Origin of the sequence: Streptomyces sp. NPDC004732, assembly GCF_040609235.1 — a bacterium.
Taxonomy (GTDB): Bacteria; Actinomycetota; Actinomycetes; order Streptomycetales; family Streptomycetaceae; genus Streptomyces.
Genome location: NZ_JBEXJR010000006.1, coordinates 561,758 through 584,535, shown reverse-complemented (window position 1 = coordinate 584,535; position 22,778 = coordinate 561,758). Strand labels below are relative to the sequence as shown.

The window sequence follows — 22,778 nt, the reverse complement described above, 5'->3', positions numbered from 1 at the left end:
TACGAAGACCGTGACGACGACCCCTTTGCCACCGAGTCTCACCGCGACCCTCCCCGGCCGCTACTACACCGACCCGGAGATCTTCCGGCAGGAGCAGGACCGCGTCTTCGAAGCGCTCTGGTTCTGCGCGGTGCGCGCCGCCGACCTCGACAAGCCGGGCGCCTTCCGCACCGTGCAGGTGGGGCGCGAGAACGTCCTGGTCACGCGCTCGCGCACCGGCGAGCTGCGCGCCTTCCTGAACGTCTGCCGCCACCGCGGCGCCCGCCTGTGCACCGAGGAGTCCGGGCAGGTCCGGCGCGCCCTCCAATGCCCGTACCACGCCTGGACGTACGACCTCGAAGGCCGTCTCGTCGCCGCTCCCAACCTGGTGAAGATGCCCGACGTGGAGGCGGCCCGCGCCGCCTACGGCCTGGTCAAGGTGGCCCTGCGGGAGTGGCTCGGCTACGCCTGGGTGTGCCTGGCCGACGAACCGCCCTCCTTCGAAGAGACCGTCATGGGCGCGGCGGTCGAACGTCTCGGCGACGCGGCGTCCATCGACCGCTACGGCACCGAGCGGCTCGCGCTCGGCAGGCGCATCTCCTACGACGTGCGCGCCAACTGGAAGCTGATCGTCGAGAACTTCATGGAGTGCTACCACTGCGCGACCATCCACCCCGAACTGACCGACGTCCTGCCGGAGTTCACGGACGGCTTCGCCGCGCAGTACTACGTGGGCCACGGTGCCGCGTTCGGCGAGGAGGTCGGCGGCTTCACGGTCGACGGCAGCGCGGGCTTCGGCCGCCTCCCCGAGGTGTCGCAGGACCAGGACCGCCGCTACTACGCGATCACCGTGAAACCGACCGTGTTCATCAACCTCGTCCCCGACCACGTGATCCTGCACCGGATGTTCCCGCTGGCGGAGGACCGCACGGTCGTCGAGTGCGACTGGCTGTACGCACCCGACGTCGTCGAGTCCGGCGCCGACCTGACGCACTCCGTGGAGCTCTTCCACCGCGTCAACACGCAGGACTTCGCGGCCTGCGAGCGCACCCAGCCCGCGATGGCGTCACGCGCCTACCGCGAGGGCGGGGTGCTGGTGCCGACCGAGCACCACATCGGGCTCTTCCACGACTGGCTGACCAAACAGCTCGCTACGTAGTGGCCGTCTGGGCCGGGGTCGACTGGGCCGGGACCGTCTGAGCGGCGCCCGGGTCCGCCTGGGCGGCGGGCCGCTTGTACATACGGGTCGCGGTGATCTCCCCGTGCACCGTCTCGCCGTCGGGGTCGTCGGGGTCCCGCTGCGGCAGGCCCGGGCGCAGGTGCTCCTCGACGCTGATGTACTTCAGGCCCGCGCGCAGGTCCGCATCGTTCCGCAACCGGATGACCAGCGGGAACTCCGCGAGCGCGGTCGTGTCGAACAGGCCGGTCGTGTAGAGCAACTGCACGCCGAGCGCGTCCGAGACGGCCCGCTGGAGCTCCAGGAGGTACGTCGCGTTGGCGCGGCCGATGGGGTTGTCCAGGAAGAGCGTGCCCGCGTGCCGGTGCTTGTCGCGGCCCCGGTCGTTGCTGCGCAGCGCGGCCATCGTGCAGTACAGGGCGATGGCGGCGGTGAGCAGCTGCCCACCGGAGAACACGTCGCCCATCTGTCCGACGGGGACGCGCTCGGCGCGCAGCACGGCGTCCGGCTTGAGGATCTCCACGGCGATGCCACGCGGTTCCAGCGCGGCCTGGACTCCGCGCAGCAGCAGGGACATTCCGTCGCGCCGCAGGTCCGAGTTCTTCTTCACGGCGGCGCGGGTCGCCTCGTCGATCACCTCGCCGAGCCGCTCGACGAGCGTGGCCTGGTCGGGCTCGTCGAAGCGGACCCGCAGGAACTCCTGCCCCGACCACTCCCCCAGGCCCTCGGGCAGCCGGGAGAGGCGCTGCGCGGACCTGAGGGTCGCGAGCGCGGACTCGACGAGGCCACGCAGGCGGTCGACGATGCTGTCGCGGTTGCGCTCCAGCTGCTCCAGCTCGTCGGTGAGGACGCGGAGCCGGGGGGCGAAGGCGTCGGCCCACTTCTTGGCGTGCTCGGGCAGCGCGGACGCGGGCAGTTCGCGGATCTGCTGGCGGGCGGGGGTGCGCACCTGCTCGTACCGCGTCGAGTTCGCGTGCCGCACCAGGATGTCGCTGGCCTCCCGGACGGCGGACTCGCCCGTCGACAGGTCGGCGGCGCAGCCGCGCAGGGAACGGCGGGCCTCCGAGGCGGCCTGCCGGGCCTCTTCCAGGGAGCCCGGGTACCCCTCGGGGGCCTCTTCGGCCTCCTCTTCCTGGTGTTCGCGGAGGAGGTCCCTGAGCAGGGCCGCGGTCTCGTCGAAGCCGCCTGCCGCGTCCTCGGTGACGCGGTGGGTGTGCAGCAGGGCGGCGTGTGCCTCCTTGGCCCGGCTCAGCGCATCGGTGTGCGCGGCCAGTTCGCCGGTGGCGGTGCGCAGGAGCGTCTGGGCCTGCTCGGCGTCGGCGGGGACGAGCTCTTCGGGGAGCTCTGTGTGGGCGTCGCCGTCCTCGGGGGCGTGCCGCTCGGCCTCGCCGCGCAGTCGGCCGAGCTGCTCGCTGGCGGTGGACGCGCGGGCCTCGATCAGCTGGACCTGGGCCTCCGCGCGTGCGGCGGCGGCCTGACGGGAGGGGCCGTCGGAGCCGTCGGTGCCTTCGAGGAGGAGGGCGGCCCGGGTGCGGACCTTGTTGCTGAGCCGGTCGAGCTCGGCGAGGGCGGCGCTCTCGTCGCTCTCGGCGCGGGCCTGCTCGGCGCGGAGGTCGGCGCCGACCCCCACCTTCTCGTAGAGCTGGGACGCCGCGCGGTAGGCCTCGCGCAGGGCGGGGAGCGACGACCTGGGGGCCTCGCTCTCCTCCGGCACGTCCTCGGGGGCGCCTGCGATCTCGGCGCGCTCGGCGCGCAGCGCGCGGGCGGTGCGGCGGGCGTCGTCGGCGGCGCGCTGGGCGGCGCGGCGGTCCTCGTCGGCGGCGCGGGCCCGGTCCAGGCAGGTCTGGGCGCGGGCCTCGGACTCCACGGCGTCGTCGGCCAGTTCGCGGAGGTTGGCCTGCCAGCCCGCCCGCTCACGGAGCCGGAAGGCGAGGCCCGCGAGCGCGTCGGCCGCGCGCCGGGCGCGCTGGGCGGCCTCCTGGCGCTCGTCACGCACGCGTGCCGCCTCGCCCGCGGCCTCGTCGGCCTCGGCGCGCGCGGTGCGGGCCTCGGTGAGCTCGGCCTCGGCCTCCTCGGCGAAGGCCCGCGCCTCCTCGGCGGTGGCGGCGAGCTCGACGAGGCGGCCGCCGGGGCAGCCGGTGCGCCAGGAGGCGAGGCGGGCGGCGAGCTCACGGTCCTTGGCGAGGCGGACGGCGAGCGTGCGGATCTCCTCGTCCCGCCGCGCGGCGCGGGCGCGCAGCGCCTGCCGCTCCTCGTCGGCTGCGTGCTCGTCGTGCATGGCGGGGTTCGGCGGTACGAGGAACACGCCGGTGTCCGCCGCCTGCTCGCCCGGGGTGGGCGCGAGGAGGGCGGCGGCGGTGCCGACGGCGACGGCGGAGCGGGGCAGCAGGGCGGCGTCGGCGAGGGCGTCGCGGGCGCGGGCGTGCGTGTCCGGGTCGGTGATGACCACGCCGTCGACGAGCTCGGGGCGGGCGGCGAGCACGCGCGCGTGGTCGGCGGGGTCGACGGCCTGGGCGAGGTAGCGCCAGCCGGGCAGGGCGGGGATGCCGTGCTCGCCGAGGAACTCCACGGTGGCGAGGACGTCGGGTCCCGGCGGCAGCAGTCCGCCGTCGCCGAGGGCGCCGAGGATGCGGGAGTCGTCGGCGGCCGCGGTGCGCAGGTCGAAGAGCTGCCGCTCCGCGGAGGCAACGCCTTCGTCGAGGAGGGCACGCAGGTCGTCCGCGGAGCGGTCCAGCTCCGCCACGGAGAGGGCGCCTGCGGTCAGCGCGCCTTCGGTGACGGCGCCTTCCGCGGCGGCGTCGGCTCCCTGCCGGGGCAGCGGCACCCCGCCGCTCCCGCTCGGCAGGCTGAGCAGTTCGGCGAGCCGCTCGTCCTGGGCGATGGACTCGGCGGTGCGGCGCTCCGCGTCGTGGGCGGCCTCGGCGGCGGTCGCGGCGTCGGCGGCGCGGGCGGCGGTCAGCTCGGCGCGGGCCTCCGTGGCGGCCGTCTCCTTGGCCTGGTCGGTGGCCCGGGCCGCGGCCTCGCGGGCGGTGTCCCACGCGGCGACGGTGGTCTTCTCCGCGTCGCTCGCCGCGAGGGCGGCGCGGGCCGGGTCGGCGTCGGGGGCGGTGTCGTCGAGCCAGCCCGCGCGGACGGCCTCCGCGGTCTCCTGCTCGACCTCGCTGAGGCGCTGCTTCAGGTGTCCCGCCTCGCTGCGGGCGCGCTGGGCCTCGGTGGCGGCGGCGGTGGCGTCGCGGTGCGCGGCCTCGCCCGTCTCCTGGAGGGCGGCGGAGCGCTCCTCCTCTTCGTTGGCGAGGTTCTCCGCGCCTTCGGCGGCGGTGTGCAGGGCGCGGACGAGGTCGGACGCGGCCTTCGCGCGGGCGGCGAGTGCGGGCGCCGCGTCGCGCTCGGCCTCACGGATGGCGACGGCCACGCGCGCGGAGCGGTCGGCGGCGGCGCGGTGCCTCAGGACGGCCTCGGCGGCCTGCCAGGCGGAGTGCAGGGTGCGGGCGTCGGCGAGCTCCCGGCGCTGAGCTGCGGCGGCCTTCTCGGCGACGGTGAGCGCCAGGGAGGCGTGCCGGTAGGCCAGTTCGGCGGAGATCAGGGCGCTCTTGCCGCGGGCCTGCTCGGCCGCGGTCACGGTGTGGGCCGCGGCGGTGACCTGCTCGGCCAGGTCGGCGACGCGCCCCCGCTCCTCGGCGGCGCGCGCGGAGAGCCTGCGCGCCAGGGTCCGGGTGCGGCGCTCGGCGCCCGCGTGCACGTCACGCGTGCGTGCCCGGGTCTCGGCGGCGTCGACGATGCGTCCGAGCAGGTCGACGGAGCCTGCGGTGAAGTCCCGTTCGGCCATCAGCTCGGCGCGGCGGCCGAGCTTGTTGCCGAAGCCGTGGACGAGGTCGGCGAGGCCGTCCGTGTCGCGCGTGTCGGTGACGGCGCGCAGCAGCAGGTCGGTGAAGTCGGAGTCCTTCTTGACGGCGAACAGGCCCGCGGCCTCGCCCTCGTCGGCGTTCATCTCCCGCTGGTAGCGGAAGAGTTCCGGGTCGAGCCCGAGGTCACCGAGGTGTTCGTTCCAGCGGTCGTGGATCTCTTCCCAGTGCACTTCGAGGTGCGGGTACGCCTTGACCGCATCGGTCATGGCGTCGCGGAAGCCCTTCATCGTGCGCCGCCGCCCCTGGGCTCCGGACGCGCCCTCCGCCGACGGCCGCACGGCGGTGGACTCGGCGACCGGCAGCGAGTCCAGACTCAAGCCGGGTCCCGGCCGGAAGGAGTACCAGGCCTCGGCGAACTTCCGCGGGTCGTTGGAGACCTGCCGCCCCCGCCACTCGCTGACCTTGCCGACGACGACGCACTCGCCGGTCAGGGTGTGCTGCCACTCCAGGGCGACGTGCCCGCAGTCGTCGGCGAGCAGGAACTTGCGCAGCACGCCGGAACTGGCGCCGCCGAGCGTGTTCCGGTGGCCGGGCAGCATCACCGAGAAGATCAGCTTGAGCAGGACGGACTTGCCGCCGCCGTTCTCCAGGAAGAGCACGCCTGCGGGCGCGGGGCGGCGCGGCGGGCCGACCGGCTCGTCCTCGAAGAACTCCGCCTGGGTGGGCGCGGGGTCGGGCACTTCCGCGCCGACGCCGCGCAGGTCGAGCACGGTGTCGGCATAGCGCGCACCGGCCGGCCCGATGGAGTAGAGGCGGACCCGGGACAGCTCGTACATGGCGGCGGACTCTCGTCGTAAGTCGTGGGGAACGGCAAGGAAGTGGGGGGTGGCTCGGCGTCAGGAGTGGAACGGCAGCCCCGCGTCGGCGGCCAGCTCCAGGTCGTCGGTCTCTTCGGGCGGCAGCAGCGTCGCGGAGCCGTCCGTGACGGGGACGACGCCGAGCTCCAGGAGCTCCGCCATGGCCGCGGTGCCCGCCATGTCGCGGACCTGGAGCTGGTAGCGGGCCGTGGTGCGGTACGTCCCTCCGGAGTCGTCGCCCGTGCGCTGCAGGAAGCCGGATTCGGTGAGGAAGGCGGCGGCCTTGCCGACGATGCCGGTGGTGGATCCGGCGAGGCGGCGGGCGTCCTTGGTGGCGCCGGTCGAGCTGCGGCGGGCCCAGATCCGCCAGGCGGCCTCGAGGCCCGGGGCGTCGGTGGCGGGGTCGGTGTTCTCGCCCTGTTCGTCGGCGCGCTCCTCCAGGCGGTGGCAGGCCTGGCGCACGAAAGCGTCGACGCCATTGACCGTGACCCGGCCGATGTATCCGTCGTCGGCGAGGTCCTCGGGGCGCGGGAACGCCATGGCGGCGATGGCGAGGTGCGCGAGGCCGTGCAGGAAGCGGTCGGTGGAGTCGGTTGCCGCGCGGCGGGCGTAGTCACCCATGCGGACGGCGAAGACGGAGTCCTCCGCGGCGGTCACGGCCATGCCCGCGCGCGGGGACACCTCAAGGACGACGAGCCCGAGTCCGGTGGCGACTGCGTCGGCGAGCCGGGCGAAGGGCGGGTCCTCGCGGTAGCGGCGGAGCAGTTCCGCGTACTCCTGGTCGCGGGCGGGCTGGAGCTTGGGCTGGAGGCCGAAGGCGACGAGCCGCGCGGCGTCGGCGGCGTCGGCCGGGGTGACGGGCGCGGGGGCGGCGGGCGCCGCCGTGGAGTCCGGCTCGCCCCACGCGGCGTGCTCTGCGGGGTGGTCGGTCACGGCGTGTGCTCCTTGTCGGGGTGGTGCGGGAAGTCTCTGGGTCGGTACGTGGCGGGGGTGGGCCCGGTCATGCCGCCTCCGTCCGGTCGGCCGCCATGCCGACGGCGTCCAGGAGTGCCGTGCCGACGACGAGGTCGGCGCCGCCGAACTCCTCGTCGTCGAGTTGGGTGCCGTCGTCCACCGCGAAGAGGAGCTTCTCCTCGCCCTGGCGGTAGGCGGTGCCGACCGGCGGGCTGGCCGCGTGCACGGCCAGCAGGGCGACCAGGTAGGGCAGTTCGGGGTCGCGGCGCCGGGCGTCGGCAAGGAGGCCGGAGAGCCTGCGCGGCGCGTCGGACGGCAGGTCGAGCAGCTCCATGGCGCTGGCGAGCTGCTCCTCGCTGAAGCGGCTGTCGTCCGGGGTGGCGATGAGGTCGGGCTCGGGCATCTCCGCGCCGAGGTGCTCGCGCTCCATCGGCGGCGTCAGCAGTATGTCGACGAGATCGCCCACGCGGACGGACACGGGCGTGCGCAGTCCGGTGCCGCGCGCGAAATAGGCGTCCGTCACGCGGATCGCCTGCTCGGCGGGGAGCGGCAGCAGGGGGGCGACCAGCTGGCCGTAGAGATCGAGGCCCGAGCGGGCGGTGGGGGTGGCGAAGGCCTGCCGGTCCTGCTCGGCGCGGAACAGCGGTCCCGCCTCCAGGAGACGGGACTGCAGCTGGGTGTGGCGGCGGATGCAGTCCTTGACGATGTCGACCAGCTCGGCGGCGCGGCGCTTCTGCTCGGGGTCCTCGGACTCGTCGCGGGCCTTGCGGATGTTGGTCAGGATGGCGTTCTCGTGGCGATACCGGTCGGCGACGTGGTCGAGCGCTTCGGCGATCATGTCGGGGACGGCCTGGAGCCAGTCCACCGCGCGGACGTTGCGCCGGGTCGCGTCGAGGGCCTTGCGCAGGGTTTCCGAGTACTGCACGGTGCGGTAGCGCGCCTGCTCGGCGGCGAGCTGGGCGTCGGCGAGCCTGCCGCGGCTGATCAGGACCTCCAGCTTCACCTCGGCGGCGATCTGGGCGCTGGTGACGTCGGTGTCCAGGGCGCCGACCAGGACGTTGACCGCTTCGTCGGTCGTGCGCAGGTAGACACTGCCGCCGTAGCCGGGGACCTCTTCGAGGAGTTTGAAGTCGTAGTCCCTGCGGACATACGTCCCGTCGGGGGCGAAAGTGCCGTACACCGCGCGGAAGCCGCGGTCGACGCTGCCGACGTTGATCAGGTTCTCCAGGACCCAGCGGGCCACGCGCTCGTGCTCGGCGGCCGGGCGCGCGGGTGCCTGGGCGGCGACGCGCGGGAGCAGCCGCACGACGATCTGCTCGTGGTCGGCGCCGGTGTCGAAGTCCATGTTCAGTGTGACGAGGTCGATGGCGGACAGGGCCACCTCCGCCATCGCGTACACCGAATACTCGCCCGCGAGGTTGGCCTTGCGCACGTCGAGGTCGTGCAGCGGAGCCGTGCAGGCGAGGGCGCGCAGGCGGCGCGCCAGGCCTTCGTCGGCGGCCGGGCCCAGAGCGGGCCGCGGCCCCGCGCTGAGCTGGGGCGGAGCGGTGTCCGTAACGGCAGGCGAAGTCACGGTGCACAGACTAGATCCTCGGTCTGACAACGGTCGAAACGGCGCAGATCTGACAGCGCCCCGCGAGGGCCCCGCTCGCCCCGTCCGACCCGCTCAGTCGTCGCCCGGCCCGACCGCCCGGCCGCTGCCCCGCTCGCCCGTCCCGCCCTCCGCGCCGCGCCGGCCGTACGCGTCGACGACCCGGCGGCGCGAGTCGTCCAGATACTCGACGAGCAGCGTCTCGGCGTCGTCACGGCGGCCTTCCTGGAGTGCTTCCAGGAGCTGCAGGTTGCGTGCGATGTAGGGCTCGTGGAGCCGCCGGGGGTCGTCCACCACGTGGAAGGCGAGGCGCAGTTCGGCGAAGACGCTGCGCATCAGCTCGTCGGTGCGGTCGCTCCCGGCGAGGGCGACGAGTTCCCGGTGGAAGTCGATGTTGGCGGTGGACACGCCCTTCCAGTCACCGGCGCGCGCGGCCCGGCGCCCGTCCGAGACGGCGTCGGCGAGTCCTTCCACGGCGTACGGCGGTTCACCGAGCCCGCGCACGACCGCGCATTCGACGAGGGAGCGCGTGCGGTAGATGTCCACTACGTCCTCATCGGTGAGCATCCGTACGAAGACCCCCCGGTTGAGCTGGTGCTCGAGGAGCCGCTCGTGCGTGAGCAGCCGGAAGGCCTCCCTCAGCGTGTTGCGGGAGACGCCGAGCGCGCCGCCGATGCTGTCCTCGGAGAGCCGTGTGCCGGGTGGGAAGAAGCCCGCGGCGATGCGGCTCCGCAGGATGTCGGAGACCCGCTCCGCCGTACTGGTGCGCCCCAGGAGCGCGCGGTCGTCGGCCAGTCCGTTCACGTCACCCATCCCCTCCGCCATGCCCGGATTCAATCGCAGATGCAAGAACGAAACAACAGGGGTATTGAGGGATCGTTCAACGATCCTCTACGTTGTCGGGCACGGTTCACCGCTCAACCCCTCCATGACCGCTCCAGCACCCTCCGTCCCTCACCTGCGAGGTGCCCATGAGCACGACCCCACCGCCCCGGACGGCCGCCCCGGCCGACCCACGTCCCGACCAGGGCGAACTCCCCGACGACAGCGGCGCGTTCGGCTGGCTGCGCGCCCTCGGCCCACGCGGCCGCCGCGCCTTCGCGGGCGCCTTCGGGGGCTACGCCCTCGACTCCTACGACTACTTCACGCTGCCGCTGAGCATGGTGGCGCTCGCGGCCTACTTCGACCTCGACAGCGGCCAGACCGGGCTGTTCACCACCGTCACCCTCGTCGTCTCCGCCGTGGGCGGCGCCATCGCGGGGGTGGTCGCCGACCGGATCGGCCGCGTCAAGGCGCTGATGATCACGGTCGTCACGTACGCCGTCTTCACCGTCGCCTGCGGCTTCGCGCCCAACTACGAGACGCTGCTGGTCTTCCGCGCCCTCCAGGGGCTCGGGTTCGGCGGCGAGTGGGCGGTCGGCGCGATCCTCGTCGCCGAGTACGCAACCGCCAAGAACCGCGGCCGCACCCTGGGCGCGATCCAGAGCTCCTGGGCCGTGGGCTGGGGGCTCGCGGTGATCGTCTACACCCTGGTGTTCCAGGTCCTGGACGAGGACGTCGCCTGGCGCGTGATGTTCTGGACCGGCGCGCTGCCCGCACTGCTCGTGATCTACGTACGGCGCAATGTGCACGATGCGCCCGAAGCCGCCGAGGCGCGGCGCAAGAGCGCGGACAAGGGCTCGTTCACGGCCATCTTCAAGCCGGGGCTGCTGCGCATCACGTTCTTCGCGGTGCTCCTGTCCACCGGTGTGCAGGGCGGCTACTACACGCTGGCCACCTGGGTGCCCACGTACCTGAAGAGCGACCGCGGCCTCACCGTCGTCGGCACCGGTGGCTATCTGACCTTCCTGATCTCCGGCGCCTTCCTCGGCTATCTGACCGGCGGCTACCTCACCGACAAGCTCGGCAGGAAGCGGAACATCACGCTCTTCGCGTTCCTCTCCGCGGCCAGCATCCTCGCCTACACGAACATCCCGGACGGCGCCAACGGCCTTCTCCTTGTGCTCGGTTTCCCGCTGGGCTTCTGTATGTCGGCGATCTTCAGCGGCTTCGGCTCGTTCCTCAGCGAGCTGTACCCGGCCGCCGTGCGCGGCACGGGACAGGGCTTCACGTACAACACGGGACGCGCGGTCGGCGCCGTCTTCCCCACCATGGTCGGCTTCCTCGCCGACAGCTGGGGCGTCGGTGGAGCACTCGTCTTCGGAGCCATCGGTTACGGCCTCGCCGTCCTTGCGCTGCTGGGTCTTCCGGAGACCCGTGGCAGGGAGCTCCAGTGAGCCGGGACACGCGCGACGCGCCGGTGGTCCGCGGCGCCAGGAAGGCGCGCGCCGCCTTCCGCGCGGGCGCCACGAGCCCCACCGCAGGGTGGGCCGCGGGTTACACCCAGGCCAACCTCATCTCCGTGCCCGCGGACTGGGCCTACGAGATGCTCCTGTTCTGCCAGCGCAACCCGAAGCCCTGCCCCGTCCTCGACGTCACGGATGCGGGCTCCTGGACCACCCCGCTCGCCCCGGGCGCCGATCTCCGCACCGATCTGCCGCTCTACCGCGTCTGGGAGCACGGCGAGCTGATCGACGAGCCCACGGACGTGGTCGGCCACTGGCGCGACGACCTGGTGACGTTCCTCATCGGCTGCAGCTTCACCTTCGAGTGGGCGCTCGCCGACTCCGGCGTCCCGCTGCGCCACATCGAGCAGGGCCGCAACGTCCCGATGTACGTGACCGCCCGCCCCTGCCGCCCCGCGGGCCGTCTGCACGGCCCCATGGTGGTGTCGATGCGTCCTGTGCCGCCCCGCCACCTGGCAGACGCCATCAGGGAGAGCTCCCTGATGCCTGCGGTGCACGGCAGCCCGGTGCACTGCGGCGACCCCGGCGCGCTCGGCATCGAGCACCTGGACCGCCCCGACTTCGGCGACGCGGTGACCGTCGAACCGGACGACATACCGGTGTTCTGGGCGTGCGGGGTGACGCCGCAGGCCGCGGTGATGGCATCACGGCCGCCCTTCGCGATCACGCACGCGCCGGGCCGGATGTTCATCACCGACGCCCGGGACGAGCAGTACCGCGTGCTGTGACCGTCGAGACCACTGGAGGCCTACGTACATGACCGTCCCTCTGATCGATCTCAACGCCGACCTCGGCGAGGGCTTCGGCCGCTGGCGCCTGACCGACGACGAGGAGCTGCTGTCCGTCGTCACCAGCGCCAACGTGGCCTGCGGGTTCCACGCCGGGGACGCGGTCACCATGCGCCGGGTGTGCGACCGCGCCGCCGAGCGCGGGGTGCGGATCGGCGCCCAGGTGTCCTACCGGGACCTGGCGGGCTTCGGGCGGCGCGCGATGGACGTGCCCGCCGCGGAGCTGGCGGCCGAAGTGGCGTACCAGATCGGCGCCTTGGAGGTGTTCGCCCGCGCGGCGGGCGCGCGTGTGTCGTACGTGAAGCCGCACGGCGCGCTCTACAACCGCGTCGTCCACGACGAGGAACAGGCCCGCGCGGTCGTCGACGGCGTACTGCTCGCCGACGCCGCGCTGCCCCTCCTGGGGCTGCCCGGATCACGCCTCCTGGAGACGGCGGAAAAGGCCGGACTCCCGGTCGTCACGGAGGCGTTCGCGGACCGCGCCTACACCGACGAGGGCACTCTGGTTCCGCGTACCGGTGAAGGAGCGGTCGTCACGGAGGCGGACGCCGTCGTCGCACGGTCCGTCGGGATGGCCCGGTCCGGCGTCGTCACCTCCCACGCGGGCCGCGAGATCGAGGTCCGCGCGCGGTCGCTGTGCCTGCACGGCGACACCCCCGGGGCGGTGGGTCTGGCCCGCCGGGTGCGGGCGGAGCTGGAGTCGGCGGGCGTCCGGGTGGAGGCCTTCGCATGAGGGCCCTGCCGGTCGGCGAGCGGGCCCTGCTCGTCGAACTCTCCGACGGCACCGAGGCCCAGGCCCTCCACGCCGAGCTGCTGCGCCGCCGGGCGACGGGCTCCTTGCGGGTACGGGAGATCGTTCCCGCGGCCCGTACGGTGCTCCTCGACGGCCTGGACGAGCCCGCCCGCGTCGGGGCGGAGCTGCCCGGCTGGGAGATCCCGCCGCTGCCCCCGCGCGCGGCGGCGGTCCTGGAGATCCCGGTGCGGTACGACGGGCCGGACCTCGCGGACGTGGCGGCGCACTGGGGTGTCCCCGTGCCCGAGGTGGCACGGATCCACTCGGCCGCCGAATTCCGCGTCGCCTTCTGCGGGTTCGCGCCCGGCTTCGGCTATCTGACCGGTCTGCCCGAGCGCCACGAAGTGCCGCGCCGGGCCACGCCCCGCACCGGCGTCCCCGAGGGGAGCGTCGCCCTGGCAGGGCCGTACACGGGCGTCTACCCACGTGCGTCGCCCGGCGGCTGGCAGCTGATCGGCTCGACGGACGCCGTGCTGTGGGACCACGCGCGCGTGCCCGCCGCGCTGCTCTCTCCCGGCGTCCGCGTCCGGTTCGTGACCGACACCCCGCCGATGGACTCGCCACCGACGGATCCGGCACCGACGGACCCGACAGCGAGGTCGCGATGACCGACCGCGCCTTCGCCGTCGTGCGGGCCGGGGCCCTCACCACCGTGCAGGACCTCGGGCGCCCCGGGCACGCCCATCTCGGGGTGCCCCGCTCCGGAGCCCTGGACCCGCCCGCCGCACACCTGGTCAACCGTCTGGTGGGCAATCCGCCCGACGCCGCCGTCCTGGAGACCACGCTCGACGGCTGTGCCGTACGTCCACGCAGAACCGTCACCGTCGCCATCGGCGGAGCACCCTGCCCGGTGACCGTGGACGGCAGGCCCGCACCCTGGGGAGCGCCGGTGCGGGTGCCCGCGGGGGCTCTCCTGAACGTCGGATCGGCCGTCTCCGGAGTACGTTGCTACGTCGCGTTCGACGGCGGTGTGGCCGTCGACCCGGTGCTCGGCAGCCGCTCCACGGACCTGCTCTCCGGCCTCGGCCCGCCGCCGCTGACGGACGGCATTGTCCTGCCCCTGGGGCGCCCCGGCGCCGCGCACGCACGCGTGGACATCGTTCCGCAGCCCGCGCCGCCCCGGGAGCTGGTGCTCCGGGTGGCGCTCGGGCCGCGTGCGGACTGGTTCACGGCGGCCGCTCTGGACACGCTCATCACACGCGCGTACTCGGTGTCCTCGGCGAGCAACCGCATCGGGCTGCGCACCGAGGGACCACCCCTTGAGCGGGCGTTCGAGGGTGAACTGCCCAGTGAGGGCATGGTGCTCGGCGCCGTGCAGGTCCCGCCGGACGGCAGGCCCGTCGTCTTCCTGGCCGACCATCCGACCACCGGGGGCTATCCAGTGGTCGCGGTCGTCCGCGAGAGCGACCTCGCGGCGGCGGCCCAGGCCCGGCCGGGCACGCCCGTACGGTTCGTCGGCGCCGGTCGGCGCTGACCACGGGACCGCCCCGTGCACCTGCCCCGCTACACGGCCGCGTCCGGGCCGATCCTGCTGCGCACCGCGGTCTGTACCTCGTCCTCCTCGGCGGGGTCCGAGGCGAGCCTCCGGAGCCGGTTGACGACGCGGGCGTCACCGGTCTCGGCGTGCCGCGCGGCGACTTCGCGGGTGGTCTCCTCGCAGTCCCAGAGGCACTCGACGGCGAACCCGGCGGCGAAGGAGGGGTCGGTGGCGGCCAGCGCACGGGCGGCGCGGCCGCGGAGGTGGGAGGAGGCGGTCTCTCTGTAGACGTGCCGCAGCACGGGGGCGGCGCAGGCGATGCCGAGGCGTCCCGCACCGTCGACGAGGGTCCACAGGGTCGGTGCGTCGGGGCCTTCGCCACGGACGGCCTCGCGCAGTGCGGCCAGGACCAGCTTGCTGTCCTGCGCGCCGCCCCGGCAGGCGAGCATCCGCCCGGCGGCGGCGCCGAGGTCGTCGGGCCGGTAGGCCCAGCGCCGGGCGCGCTCGACGGCGGCGACGCTCCGCATCCGTTCGAAGGCCTCGGTGGCGGCGTCCACCACGATCTGGGAGGGGCCCTCCGCGGCGTACTCGATGAGGTCGAGGACTTCGGGGTCGTGGGTGTCCGCGAGGTAGCGCAGAGCGGTGCCGCGCGCCCCGTCCGAGCCGCTGCGGGCGGCCGCGACGATCTCGGCCCGGTCCTCGGGCCCTGCGACCGCGGTCAGGCAGCGGGCCGCGGGCACGTACAGGACGGAGCCCCGCTCCAGGCCTTCCTGCGCCCAGTCGAAGACGGCCTGGACGCTCCAGCCGGGGCGTGGTCCCGAGGGCCGCATCTGGCGCTGCCATCGGTCGAAGGAACCCTGTTCCCGCGCGGCTCGCACGCGGGCGCCGATATCGGCGCGGGGGTCCTCTTCCCAGAGGCGCCAGGGCCTGGGTTCATAGGCATCGCGGACGGCGGCGGCCAGGTCGGCCTCGCCCTCGGCGTCGGGGGCGAATCTGGCGAGCACGGGGACCGCGAGGGCGCGCAGGCCCGCGTCGTCGTCCCGCAGCGCCAGCTCGTCGAGGGCCCAGGCCCAGTTGGTGCCGAACGCCGCGTACCTCCGCAGCAGCTCCAGGGCGTCCTGCCTGCCGTACGAGGCGAGGTGCCCGAGGACGGCAAGGGCGAGTCCGGTGCGCGAGTCGTCCGTGTCCAGGACGTCCTCGGCATCGAAGAGGTGCCGCTCGATCTCGCCGAGCCCACCGTGCAGGTCGAGGTAGAGCCGGGCGTAGTACAGCGAACGGTTCTCCACCTGCCAGTCGTGGCGTGGATCGTTCAGCACGCACTGGTCGAGGGCGGTGAGCGCCTCGGAGCGTGGTGCGGTGAGCGCGTGCAGGGTGCCGTCGCCGCGGCCCCTCTGCAGGAGGCCGAGCAGCGTACCGCTGGGCGCTATGACCGGATCGAACATGGGAAACAGCCTCACATCAAGCGTCGACGCAACCGGGAATCACGCATTACCTGGCCGTGCGCCAACACGTCGGGCCGCCCGCCGTCTTTTGCTTGTCGAAGACCATCTTCCTCTGCCTCTCGTCGGTGGCCCGGGGGTTCCCGGACGGGAGGTCCGGGGGCGGGCCGCTCACGGTCCGCGCGGTGCGGCATCATCTGCCCCGCCGTCGCGTCCGTGAATCACTTCGTCATGATGACCCGGCGGTCAGGTCCGCCGCGACCACATTTCCAGCGCCCCCGTTGTTGCTGGTCAGGTACCCCGTTCAGGCGGCCCCGAACAGCTGCAGTAGCTCCGCCTTCCCGAACATCCTGGCCGTGTCGACCGCCGAAGGAGTACCGGCCGCAGGATCCGCGCCGCCCTCCAGGAGGACCCGGATCACCGCGTCCTCGCCCTTGAAGACCGCCCCGGCGAGCGGGGTCTGCCCACGGTCGTTGGCACGGTTGGTGTCGGCGCCCCGCTCCACGAGGGCACGGACCGCATCGGCCTGCCCGTGGTAGGCCGCGAGCATCACCAGCGAGTCACCGCTGTCGTTCGTGAGGTTCGCCGGAACACCCGCGTCCACATAAGCGGCGAGTGCCGCGGCATCGCCCTGGCGTGCCAGATCAAAGATCTTGGTCGCCAAGTCCACGACCTCCGGGTCGGGGGCTTCGCTCATGGGGACGTCCGCCTTTCTGGGTGCGCTGCCTGTGCAGCCGTACGAGTGAATCGACAGGGTACTGCCCCCGCGGATACATGGCCCGGCCCGCCCGAGGCAAAGATCACGGAGGGGCGCAAAGGCCACCCGAACCCGCCTCTCATGGTCCAACTGGGCTCCACCATTAGAGGGAAATCCTGAGAAATTAACCCATTTGCACCTTTTGTCGTATGGATACATGCTGTGAACCTGGAAGAACTCATGGTGACTGTCCCCACCAAACCAGGAGAACCGTCATGGTCCTTTCCATCTCGGGCGTCGTACTGCTCGGAATCATCGTCTTCCTCTTCTTCCGCAAGGACGGACTCAAGGCGTCCCACGCGCTGGTCTGCGCCCTCTTCGGCTTCTTCATGGCGGGCACCGCCATCGCCCCGAGCATCAAGGCCGGCAGCGCGAGCCTGGCGAGCCTCCTCGGCGGGATCAAGTTCTGACGTTCCCGTCCTTCGTACGCACCTTCAGGAGACAGACGTGGCCAGGCGACCACTCCCCCGCATTCTGAGCAACGGCACCGCATCCATCGCCCGGAGCAGGGAGCTGGCGCGGTCGGCGGCCGACAGCGCCACGGATGTTCTCCATCCGCTGATCACGATCACGCGCGGACTGCGCCGGCTGGCCGCCGCCGGACGGCGCAGGTGGGCCGACACCCCCAAGGACAAGCGCGGGCCGCTGCTGTTCCTGGTGGCCTCCGTGATCCTGGTCGTGGCGCTCGTGCCCTACGGGCCGCTGCTCGCCCTCATCTCCCTGATGGCGGCGGCGGCATGGACGGGCCGCGAGCGCACCGCCCCGGAGCCGACCGGCCCGGACGAGGCGCAGGTGCAGCGGCTGCAGTCCCTCTACGAAGCACTCGTCCCGTACTTCTCGGTCCCCGAGGACCCCGCCCCGCTCTTCGCGCACGGCGGCGAATGGGACAAGGCCTTCGTAGAGCACGACTTCGACGACACCGGGCGGATCTCCCGGCTCGTGGTGCGCTATCCCGCGTACTTCACGGACGGCGAGGCCGAGTCCCGCGCGCGGATCGAGCAGTTGCTGCACGCCAAGGCGGGCCGCGGCCGCGAGTACCACTTCACCTGGGACGAGGAGGGCAACCAGCTCACCGTCACGGTGCTCGCCCCGCTGCCCACCGACATCGCGGCCCAGCGGTTCGTCACCGCGCCAGGAGAGACCGTCCTCGGCTTCACCGACGAGACCGGCGTCCAGCGCACCCTGCCGCTGGCCGACGGTGCGGAACAGCGCGACGTACCCCCCGTCGTGTGGCGCACCGGCATCCGCTCCACCGAGCCGCACCTGCTGATCGCCGGTCAGCCGGGCAGCGGCACGACGACACTGCTGCGCTCCATCGCCCTCCAGGCGCTGCAGTACGGCGACGTGCTCATCGTCGAGGGCAGCGGCACCGGTGACTACGCCTGCCTGACCGGCCGTGACGGGGTCCTCGCCATCGAGTGCGGGCTCGCCGGTGCGCTCGCGAGCCTCGAATGGGCGGCGCACGAGACCGAGCGCAGGCTCATCGCGGCGAACCGCGCGCGGCAGGCGGGCCACCCGCCGCCGGAGGACACCAAGCGCCCCCTGTGGATCCTCCTCGACCGCCCGAGCGCGCTCGGCCACCTCGCCGCGGCCGACGGACGCAAGGACCCCCAGTCGCTGCTGCAGGTCCCCCTGCGGCACGGCAGGGCGGCCAACGTGACGGTCGTGGTCGCCGATCAACTGGACGGCCTGGACGCGCTGAGCGACGCCGTGCACCAGCACACCCGCGCGCGCGTGGTGCTCGGGTACGCCACGGCCGACCAGTTGGAGGACGTCCTCGGCGCCCCGCCCCACACGACGCCCACGTCGGACGTCCCGCCCGGACGTGGCTACGCCCGGCTGGGCGCGGGCCAGGTGCACCGCCTCCAGGTGCCCGCGACCCCCGATCCGTACGACGACGCGACCAGTGAGGCGCACCGGCAGGCCGTCCTCGAACTGCTGCCGGAGCGGAGCACGCCGCCGGACGAGGCGGAGGGCAACGCCCCGGAGGCCACGGAGGCGGAACCGGTTCCCGCCGAGAGCTGACGCGGTTCTACGGAGTTCCAGGGAGTTCCAGGGAGCTCTGAAGAGAGCTCCAAGGAGACGGGCGTCAGGCGACGAAGGGGTGCGCGGCCTGCGCGCCCGCGCCGACGCCCGTTTCCACGAGCCGGGCCGCCGCGGCCAGCCGCATCGCCGCCTCCTCGGCGACCGCTCCCCCGACGGTGAACGGCAGCCGCACGTACCCCTCGAACGCCCCGTCCACCCCGAAGCGCGGCCCCGAAGGAACCCGCACGCCCACCCGCTCGCCCACTTCGGCGAGCCGCGACCCGGACACGCCTCCGGTGCGCACCCACAGGGTCAGACCACCGCGCGGCACCTCGAACTCCCAGTCGGGCAGCTCGCGGCGGACGGCGGCGACCAGCGCGTCGCGGTTCTCCCTGGCCTGCTCCCTGCGCACGTCCACGGCGGCCTGCCAGCCGTTGGTGTTCAGCAGCCAGTTCACGGCGAGCTGTTCGAGGACCGGGGTGCCCAGATCGGCGTACGCACGCGCCGCGACGAGGCTGCGGATCACGTCGGGGGCGGCCCGCACCCAGCCGATGCGCATACCGGCCCAGAAGGCCTTGCTCGCCGAGCCGACGGTGATGACGGTGGAGCCCGCGGGGTCGAAGCCGCAGACCGGGCGCGGCATGGTGAGGTCCGGGTCGAGGCCGAGCTCGCTCATCGTCTCGTCGACGACGAGGACCGTGCCCGCCGACCGGGCCGCCTCGACGAGTTGCCTGCGCTGGTCCTCTCCCGCGAGGGCGCCCGTCGGGTTGTGGAAGTCCGCGACGACGTACGCGAGCCGGGGCGCGGCGTCGCGCAGCACCTGGCGCCAGCGGTCCATGTCCCAGCCCTGGAGGCCTTCGGCCATGGCGACGGGGACGAGGCGGGCGCCCGCCTCGCGCATCAGCTGGAGGATGTTGGCGTACGACGGCGACTCCACGGCGATGCGTTCGCCGCGGCCCGCGAAGAGATGGCAGATGGCGTCGATGGCGCCCATCGCCCCGGTGGTCACCATGATCTGTTCGGGCATGGTGGGGATCCCGCGCGCGGTGTAGCGCTCGGCGAGCATTTCGCGCAGGGCGGGCAGTCCCGCGGGGTAGTCGCCGTGGGTGTGGGCGTACGGCGGGAGCGCTTCGAGGGCGCCCTGGACGGAGCGGGTGAGCCAGGGCTCGGGCGCGGGCAGCGCGGCGCAGCCGAGGTCGATCATGGAACCGAGCGCCTCGGGCGGCAGCGGTTCGAGACCGCGCGCGGGGAGGGGATTTCCGGCGGGGACGGCGGTCCAGCTGCCCGCTCCCCTGCGGGACTCCAGGAACCCCTCGGAGCGCAGCGCCTCGTAGGCGGCGGCGACGGTGGTGCGGCTGACGGCGAGCGCGACCGCGAGTTCGCGCTCGGCGGGCAGGCGTGCGGCGACCGGTACGCGGCCTTCGAGGACGAGCAGCCGGATGCCGTCGGCGAGGGCGCGGTAGGCGGGCGGGCGGCGCGTGCCCGTGCCGACGGGGCGGTCCTGCTGGGAGGCGAGGAGGCGGGCGAGCTGCGTCGAGCCCATTGCTGAAGTCCACTGAGCCATGATTCCCAGTCCACCTTCCCCGAATTGGCCATGGTTGGCTTCTCAGTACAAGCCACAGAGTGTCATGTGTCAGGCCACACCCACCACCAGCAGGGGGCACCTCTTGTCCGGCACGACACCCGAGGCGACGAAGCGGCGGCTGCCACGGAGACTCACGCAGCTGTACGTGGGCCTCACCCTGTACGGCGTGAGCTCAGCGCTCCTCGTGGTGTCGGGCCTCGGCCTGGAGCCGTGGAACGTGCTGCACCAGGGGCTCGCGGAGCTCACCGGTCTGTCGATCGGTGTCGTGTCCATCGTGGTGGGCGCCGCGGTCCTGCTGCTGTGGATCCCGCTCAGGCAGCGTCCGGGCCTCGGCACGGTCTCCAATGTCTTCGTCGTCGGCCTGGCGATGGACGCCTCGCTCGCCCTGCTCCCCGATGCGCACGGCTGGGCCGTCCGCATCCCCGTGATGGTGTTCGGCATCGTCCTGAACGGCGCGGCGACCGGGCTCTACATCGCGGCCGCGTTCGGCCCCGGCCCCCGGGACGGTCTGATGACGGGCCTGCACCAGCGGACCGGGCGCTCCATCCGGCTGATGCGGACGCTCATCGAGGTGGTGGTGGTCGCCACCGGCTTCGCGCTGGGCGGCACCGTGGGGGTCGGCACCGTCCTGTACGCCCTGTCCATCGGCCCGCTCGCCCAGTTCTTCCTGCGCCGATTCGCCATCCCCACGACCGCTACGGGCGGCGTCGTGGCCTCCGGCGGGCCGTCGGAGCAGGCGATACTGCAGCGGTGACCACGCGCGTACGCCACCCTTACCTCGATCATCCCGGCCCGCTCGCCCTCGCCCACCGCGGCGGTGCGGCGGACGGCCTGGAGAACACCGCGGCGGCCTTCCGGCACGCCGTCGACCTCGGCTACCGCTACATCGAGACCGATGTGCACGCCACCGCCGACGGCCGCCTCGTCGCCTTCCACGACACGACGCTGGACCGGGTGACGGACGCGGCAGGGCGCATCATCGACCTCCCCTGGAGCGAGGTGCGCCACGCGCGCGTGGCGGGCAGCGAGCCGGTGCCCCTCTTCGAGGAGTGCCTCGAATCGTTCCCGGACGTGCGCTGGAACGTGGACGTGAAAGCGGAGCCCGCGCTCCGTCCGCTGCTCGACCTGATCCGCCGCACCGACTCCTGGGACCGCGTCTGTGTCGGCTCGTTCTCCGAGGCGCGCGTGGCCAGGGCCCAGCGTCTGGCGGGCCCGCGCCTGGCCACTTCCCTGGGCACCCGGGGCGTGGCGGCGCTGCGGATGCTGTCCTACGGAGTGCCCGCCGCCCTGCGCCGCTCCGCGGTCTGCGCCCAGGTACCCGAGACGCACGGCAGGATCCGGGTGGTCGACCGCCGTTTCGTGCGCGCCGCCCACGCGCGCGGGCTGCAGGTCCACGTGTGGACGGTCAATGACGCCGAGCGGATGAGCGCCCTCCTGGACCTCGGCGTGGATGGCATAGTTTCCGATCACATCGAGACGCTGCGCGGGGTGCTCAAGGACCGGGGGACCTGGGTCTGACCTGCCCCGGGGCCGCGTCGCACCACGGGGAACAGCGAGGTCACGGGTGAACACCGACACCGTGAAGCCAGTAGCGGCCGACGACGGAGCCATCGCCGAACGACGGCGCGAGCAGCGGGGCTGGTACGTCTACGACTGGGCGTGCTCGGTCTATTCGACGAGCGTCCTGACCGTGTTCCTGGGGCCCTATCTCACGGAGATCGCCAAGGCGGCCGCGGATCCCGACGGGTACGTGCATCCGCTCGGCATCCCGGTCCGCGCGGGCTCCTTCTTCGCCTACACGGTCTCCGTTTCGGTGATCGTGTCGGTGTTCGTCATGCCGCTGGCGGGATCGGCCGCCGACCGTACGGGCCGCAAGAAGCCCCTCCTCGCCGTCTCCGCGTACCTGGGGTCGGCCGCCACGGCGGGCATGTTCTTCCTCGGCGGGGAGCGCTATCTCCTCGGCGGCTTCCTCTTGATCGTCGCCAATGCCTCGCTCGCCGTCTCGATGGTGCTCTACAACTCCTACCTGCCGCAGATCGCGCCTCCGGAGGAACGCGACGCGGTCTCCTCGCGCGGCTGGGCCTTCGGCTACGCGGCGGGCGCCCTCGTCCTGGTGGCGAACCTCGTCCTGTTCCTCGCCCATGACGGCTTCGGTGTCTCCGAGGCGACCGCGGTCCGCATCTGCCTCGCGTCGGCGGGCGTCTGGTGGGGCGCCTTCACTCTCGTACCCCTGAAGCGGCTGCGGGACCGGCGGACGCCCGCACACGAGGCCGGGGCGCCGTCCCGGGGAGGGTGGCAGCAGCTCCGGGCGACAGTGGGGGACATGCGCCGCCACTCCCACACGCTCGCCTTCCTGCTCGCCTACCTCGTCTACAACGACGGGGTGCAGACCGTGATCACCCAGGCGTCCGTATACGGCTCGGAGGAGCTCGGCCTCGGCCAGTCCACGCTGATCGTCGCGGTCCTGCTCGTGCAGCTCCTCGCGGTCGCCGGTGCCCTCGCCATGGGACGACTCGCCCGGACGTACGGCGCCAAGCGGACCATTCTCGGCTCGCTCGTGGCCTGGACGGCGACGATCGGGGCCGGGTACTTCCTGCCCGCCGGAGCACCCGCGTGGTTCTTCGTGCTGGCCGCGGGGATCGGTCTGGTCCTCGGCGGCACGCAGGCGCTGTCCCGCTCGCTCTTCTCGCATCTGGTGCCGCGCGGGAAGGAGGCCGAGTACTTTTCCGCGTACGAGATCAGCGACCGCGGGGTGTCCTGGCTGGGACCGTTGATCTTCGGCCTCACGTACCAGCTCACGGGCAGTTACCGGGACGCCATCGTGTCGCTCGTGGCATTCTTTTTGCTCGGATTCGCCCTGCTCGCACGGGTACCGGTGCGGCGTGCGGTGCGCGACGCGGGCAACCCCGTACCCACCCGGATTTAGCAACTGAAGCCAAAGGGCGGTAGTGTACGCGTTTGGCCTGCCAGGCGGACCGTTACTGCGAGCTGAAGATTCAGAAACGCTGGGTGACATCTGCTGCCAGATGTGACAAACCGGGCACTGGTGGGTACAACAAGGGGCGGCATACGACGGCGACGCATGACCCAGAACGGGAATCTTTACCGCCGACCGGACGTTGACCGGATGACGACGACAGCGACACCTGTCCTGTGGGCGACAAGC

Annotated in this window: 17 protein-coding genes and 1 pseudogene; 11 read left to right on the top strand and 7 right to left on the bottom strand. The window is 73.0% G+C overall.

Features of this window, described 5'->3' with window-relative positions:
* Positions 1 to 10 precede the first annotated feature (10 nt).
* Complete coding sequence (locus ABZV77_RS21330; protein ID WP_356258907.1) at positions 11 to 1,138, top strand: aromatic ring-hydroxylating dioxygenase subunit alpha; 1,128 nt, start codon at positions 11 to 13, stop codon at positions 1,136 to 1,138.
* Here ABZV77_RS21330 and ABZV77_RS21325 read toward each other — a convergent pair.
* The 4 genes from ABZV77_RS21325 to ABZV77_RS21310 all read right to left on the bottom strand — a co-directional run bounded on the left by ABZV77_RS21325 (position 1,131) and on the right by ABZV77_RS21310 (position 9,228).
* Positions 1,131 to 5,837 carry a hypothetical protein gene (locus ABZV77_RS21325; RefSeq protein WP_356258905.1) on the bottom strand — a complete coding sequence of 1,569 codons (4,707 nt, stop codon included), beginning with the start codon at positions 5,835 to 5,837 and terminating at the stop codon, positions 1,131 to 1,133. The genes ABZV77_RS21330 and ABZV77_RS21325 overlap by 8 nt on opposite strands.
* A gap of 60 nt (positions 5,838 to 5,897) precedes the next feature.
* Positions 5,898 to 6,791 carry a hypothetical protein gene (locus ABZV77_RS21320; protein WP_356258903.1) on the bottom strand — a complete coding sequence of 298 codons (894 nt, stop codon included), beginning with the start codon at positions 6,789 to 6,791 and terminating at the stop codon, positions 5,898 to 5,900.
* Positions 6,792 to 6,858: 67 nt separating this feature from the next.
* Positions 6,859 to 8,385: a hypothetical protein gene (locus ABZV77_RS21315; protein WP_356258900.1), complete on the bottom strand. Its 1,527-nt coding sequence runs from the start codon at positions 8,383 to 8,385 to the stop codon at positions 6,859 to 6,861.
* 93 nt (positions 8,386 to 8,478) lie between these two features.
* The gene (locus ABZV77_RS21310) at positions 8,479 to 9,228 is read right to left on the bottom strand and encodes a GntR family transcriptional regulator (protein ID WP_356258897.1); all 750 of its coding nucleotides are present in this window, start codon (positions 9,226 to 9,228) and stop codon (positions 8,479 to 8,481) included.
* Positions 9,229 to 9,374: 146 nt separating this feature from the next.
* Here ABZV77_RS21310 and ABZV77_RS21305 point away from each other — a divergent pair, with 146 nt between their 5' ends.
* The 5 genes and pseudogenes from ABZV77_RS21305 to ABZV77_RS21285 all read left to right on the top strand — a co-directional run bounded on the left by ABZV77_RS21305 (position 9,375) and on the right by ABZV77_RS21285 (position 13,803).
* Positions 9,375 to 10,679, top strand: a complete 1,305-nt coding sequence (locus ABZV77_RS21305) for an MFS transporter (RefSeq protein ID WP_356258895.1) — start codon at positions 9,375 to 9,377, stop codon at positions 10,677 to 10,679.
* Positions 10,680 to 10,717: 38 nt separating this feature from the next.
* Positions 10,718 to 11,476: pseudogene (locus tag ABZV77_RS21300) on the top strand (putative hydro-lyase); the annotation flags it as partial.
* 28 nt (positions 11,477 to 11,504) lie between these two features.
* Positions 11,505 to 12,269, top strand: a complete 765-nt coding sequence (locus ABZV77_RS21295) for a 5-oxoprolinase subunit PxpA (RefSeq protein ID WP_356258893.1) — start codon at positions 11,505 to 11,507, stop codon at positions 12,267 to 12,269.
* A complete protein-coding gene (locus ABZV77_RS21290) occupies positions 12,266 to 12,937 on the top strand; it encodes an allophanate hydrolase subunit 1 (RefSeq protein ID WP_356258891.1) in 672 nt (223 codons plus the stop codon). Before ABZV77_RS21295 ends, ABZV77_RS21290 begins: the two co-directional genes overlap by 4 nt.
* Positions 12,934 to 13,803 carry a biotin-dependent carboxyltransferase family protein gene (locus tag ABZV77_RS21285; protein ID WP_356258889.1) on the top strand — a complete coding sequence of 290 codons (870 nt, stop codon included), beginning with the start codon at positions 12,934 to 12,936 and terminating at the stop codon, positions 13,801 to 13,803. The genes ABZV77_RS21290 and ABZV77_RS21285 overlap by 4 nt, the downstream gene beginning before the upstream one ends.
* Before the next feature lie 29 nt (positions 13,804 to 13,832).
* Here the strand turns inward: ABZV77_RS21285 and ABZV77_RS21280 are convergent, their stop codons facing one another.
* Positions 13,833 to 15,248 (bottom strand): HEAT repeat domain-containing protein, encoded by a 1,416-nt coding sequence (locus tag ABZV77_RS21280; RefSeq protein WP_356258887.1) that lies wholly within the window; start codon positions 15,246 to 15,248, stop codon positions 13,833 to 13,835.
* 301 nt (positions 15,249 to 15,549) lie between these two features.
* The gene (locus ABZV77_RS21275) at positions 15,550 to 15,942 is read right to left on the bottom strand and encodes an ankyrin repeat domain-containing protein (RefSeq protein ID WP_356258885.1); all 393 of its coding nucleotides are present in this window, start codon (positions 15,940 to 15,942) and stop codon (positions 15,550 to 15,552) included.
* A gap of 275 nt (positions 15,943 to 16,217) precedes the next feature.
* On the opposite strand from ABZV77_RS21275, the gene ABZV77_RS21270 reads away from it, so the two are divergent.
* Positions 16,218 to 16,412, top strand: a complete 195-nt coding sequence (locus ABZV77_RS21270) for a hypothetical protein (RefSeq protein WP_055567030.1) — start codon at positions 16,218 to 16,220, stop codon at positions 16,410 to 16,412.
* Between the two features lie 37 nt (positions 16,413 to 16,449).
* Positions 16,450 to 18,027 carry a hypothetical protein gene (locus ABZV77_RS21265; RefSeq protein WP_356258882.1) on the top strand — a complete coding sequence of 526 codons (1,578 nt, stop codon included), beginning with the start codon at positions 16,450 to 16,452 and terminating at the stop codon, positions 18,025 to 18,027.
* Positions 18,028 to 18,091: 64 nt separating this feature from the next.
* Here ABZV77_RS21265 and ABZV77_RS21260 read toward each other — a convergent pair whose 3' ends face one another.
* Positions 18,092 to 19,591, bottom strand: coding sequence for a PLP-dependent aminotransferase family protein (locus tag ABZV77_RS21260; RefSeq protein ID WP_356258879.1), 1,500 nt, complete (start codon positions 19,589 to 19,591; stop codon positions 18,092 to 18,094).
* A gap of 64 nt (positions 19,592 to 19,655) precedes the next feature.
* Here ABZV77_RS21260 and ABZV77_RS21255 point away from each other — a divergent pair, with 64 nt between their 5' ends.
* Genes ABZV77_RS21255 through ABZV77_RS21245 form a run of 3 tightly spaced genes read left to right on the top strand, consistent with a single transcriptional unit; the run spans position 19,656 to position 22,538 of the window.
* A complete protein-coding gene (locus ABZV77_RS21255) occupies positions 19,656 to 20,366 on the top strand; it encodes a hypothetical protein (protein WP_356258877.1) in 711 nt (236 codons plus the stop codon).
* Entirely contained in the window at positions 20,363 to 21,130 is a 768-nt protein-coding gene (locus tag ABZV77_RS21250; RefSeq protein WP_356258874.1) for a glycerophosphodiester phosphodiesterase, read from the top strand. The genes ABZV77_RS21255 and ABZV77_RS21250 overlap by 4 nt, the downstream gene beginning before the upstream one ends.
* A gap of 46 nt (positions 21,131 to 21,176) precedes the next feature.
* Positions 21,177 to 22,538, top strand: a complete 1,362-nt coding sequence (locus ABZV77_RS21245; RefSeq protein WP_356258873.1) for an MFS transporter — start codon at positions 21,177 to 21,179, stop codon at positions 22,536 to 22,538.
* Positions 22,539 to 22,778 lie beyond the last annotated feature (240 nt).

Bases quoted from the DNA above. Each gene is read 5' to 3' on its own strand.
- ABZV77_RS21270 (WP_055567030.1), top strand. From the start codon at position 16,218: ATGGTCCTTTCCATCTCGGGCGTCGTACTGCTCGGAATCATCGTCTTC.
- ABZV77_RS21275 (WP_356258885.1), bottom strand. From the start codon at position 15,942: ATGAGCGAAGCCCCCGACCCGGAGGTCGTGGACTTGGCGACCAAGATC.
- ABZV77_RS21285 (WP_356258889.1), top strand. From the start codon at position 12,934: ATGACCGACCGCGCCTTCGCCGTCGTGCGGGCCGGGGCCCTCACCACC.
- ABZV77_RS21280 (WP_356258887.1), bottom strand. From the start codon at position 15,248: ATGTTCGATCCGGTCATAGCGCCCAGCGGTACGCTGCTCGGCCTCCTG.
- ABZV77_RS21290 (WP_356258891.1), top strand. From the start codon at position 12,266: ATGAGGGCCCTGCCGGTCGGCGAGCGGGCCCTGCTCGTCGAACTCTCC.
- ABZV77_RS21260 (WP_356258879.1), bottom strand. From the start codon at position 19,591: ATGGCTCAGTGGACTTCAGCAATGGGCTCGACGCAGCTCGCCCGCCTC.
- ABZV77_RS21255 (WP_356258877.1), top strand. From the start codon at position 19,656: ATGTGTCAGGCCACACCCACCACCAGCAGGGGGCACCTCTTGTCCGGC.
- ABZV77_RS21325 (WP_356258905.1), bottom strand. From the start codon at position 5,837: ATGTACGAGCTGTCCCGGGTCCGCCTCTACTCCATCGGGCCGGCCGGT.
- ABZV77_RS21310 (WP_356258897.1), bottom strand. From the start codon at position 9,228: ATGGCGGAGGGGATGGGTGACGTGAACGGACTGGCCGACGACCGCGCG.
- ABZV77_RS21305 (WP_356258895.1), top strand. From the start codon at position 9,375: ATGAGCACGACCCCACCGCCCCGGACGGCCGCCCCGGCCGACCCACGT.
- ABZV77_RS21295 (WP_356258893.1), top strand. From the start codon at position 11,505: ATGACCGTCCCTCTGATCGATCTCAACGCCGACCTCGGCGAGGGCTTC.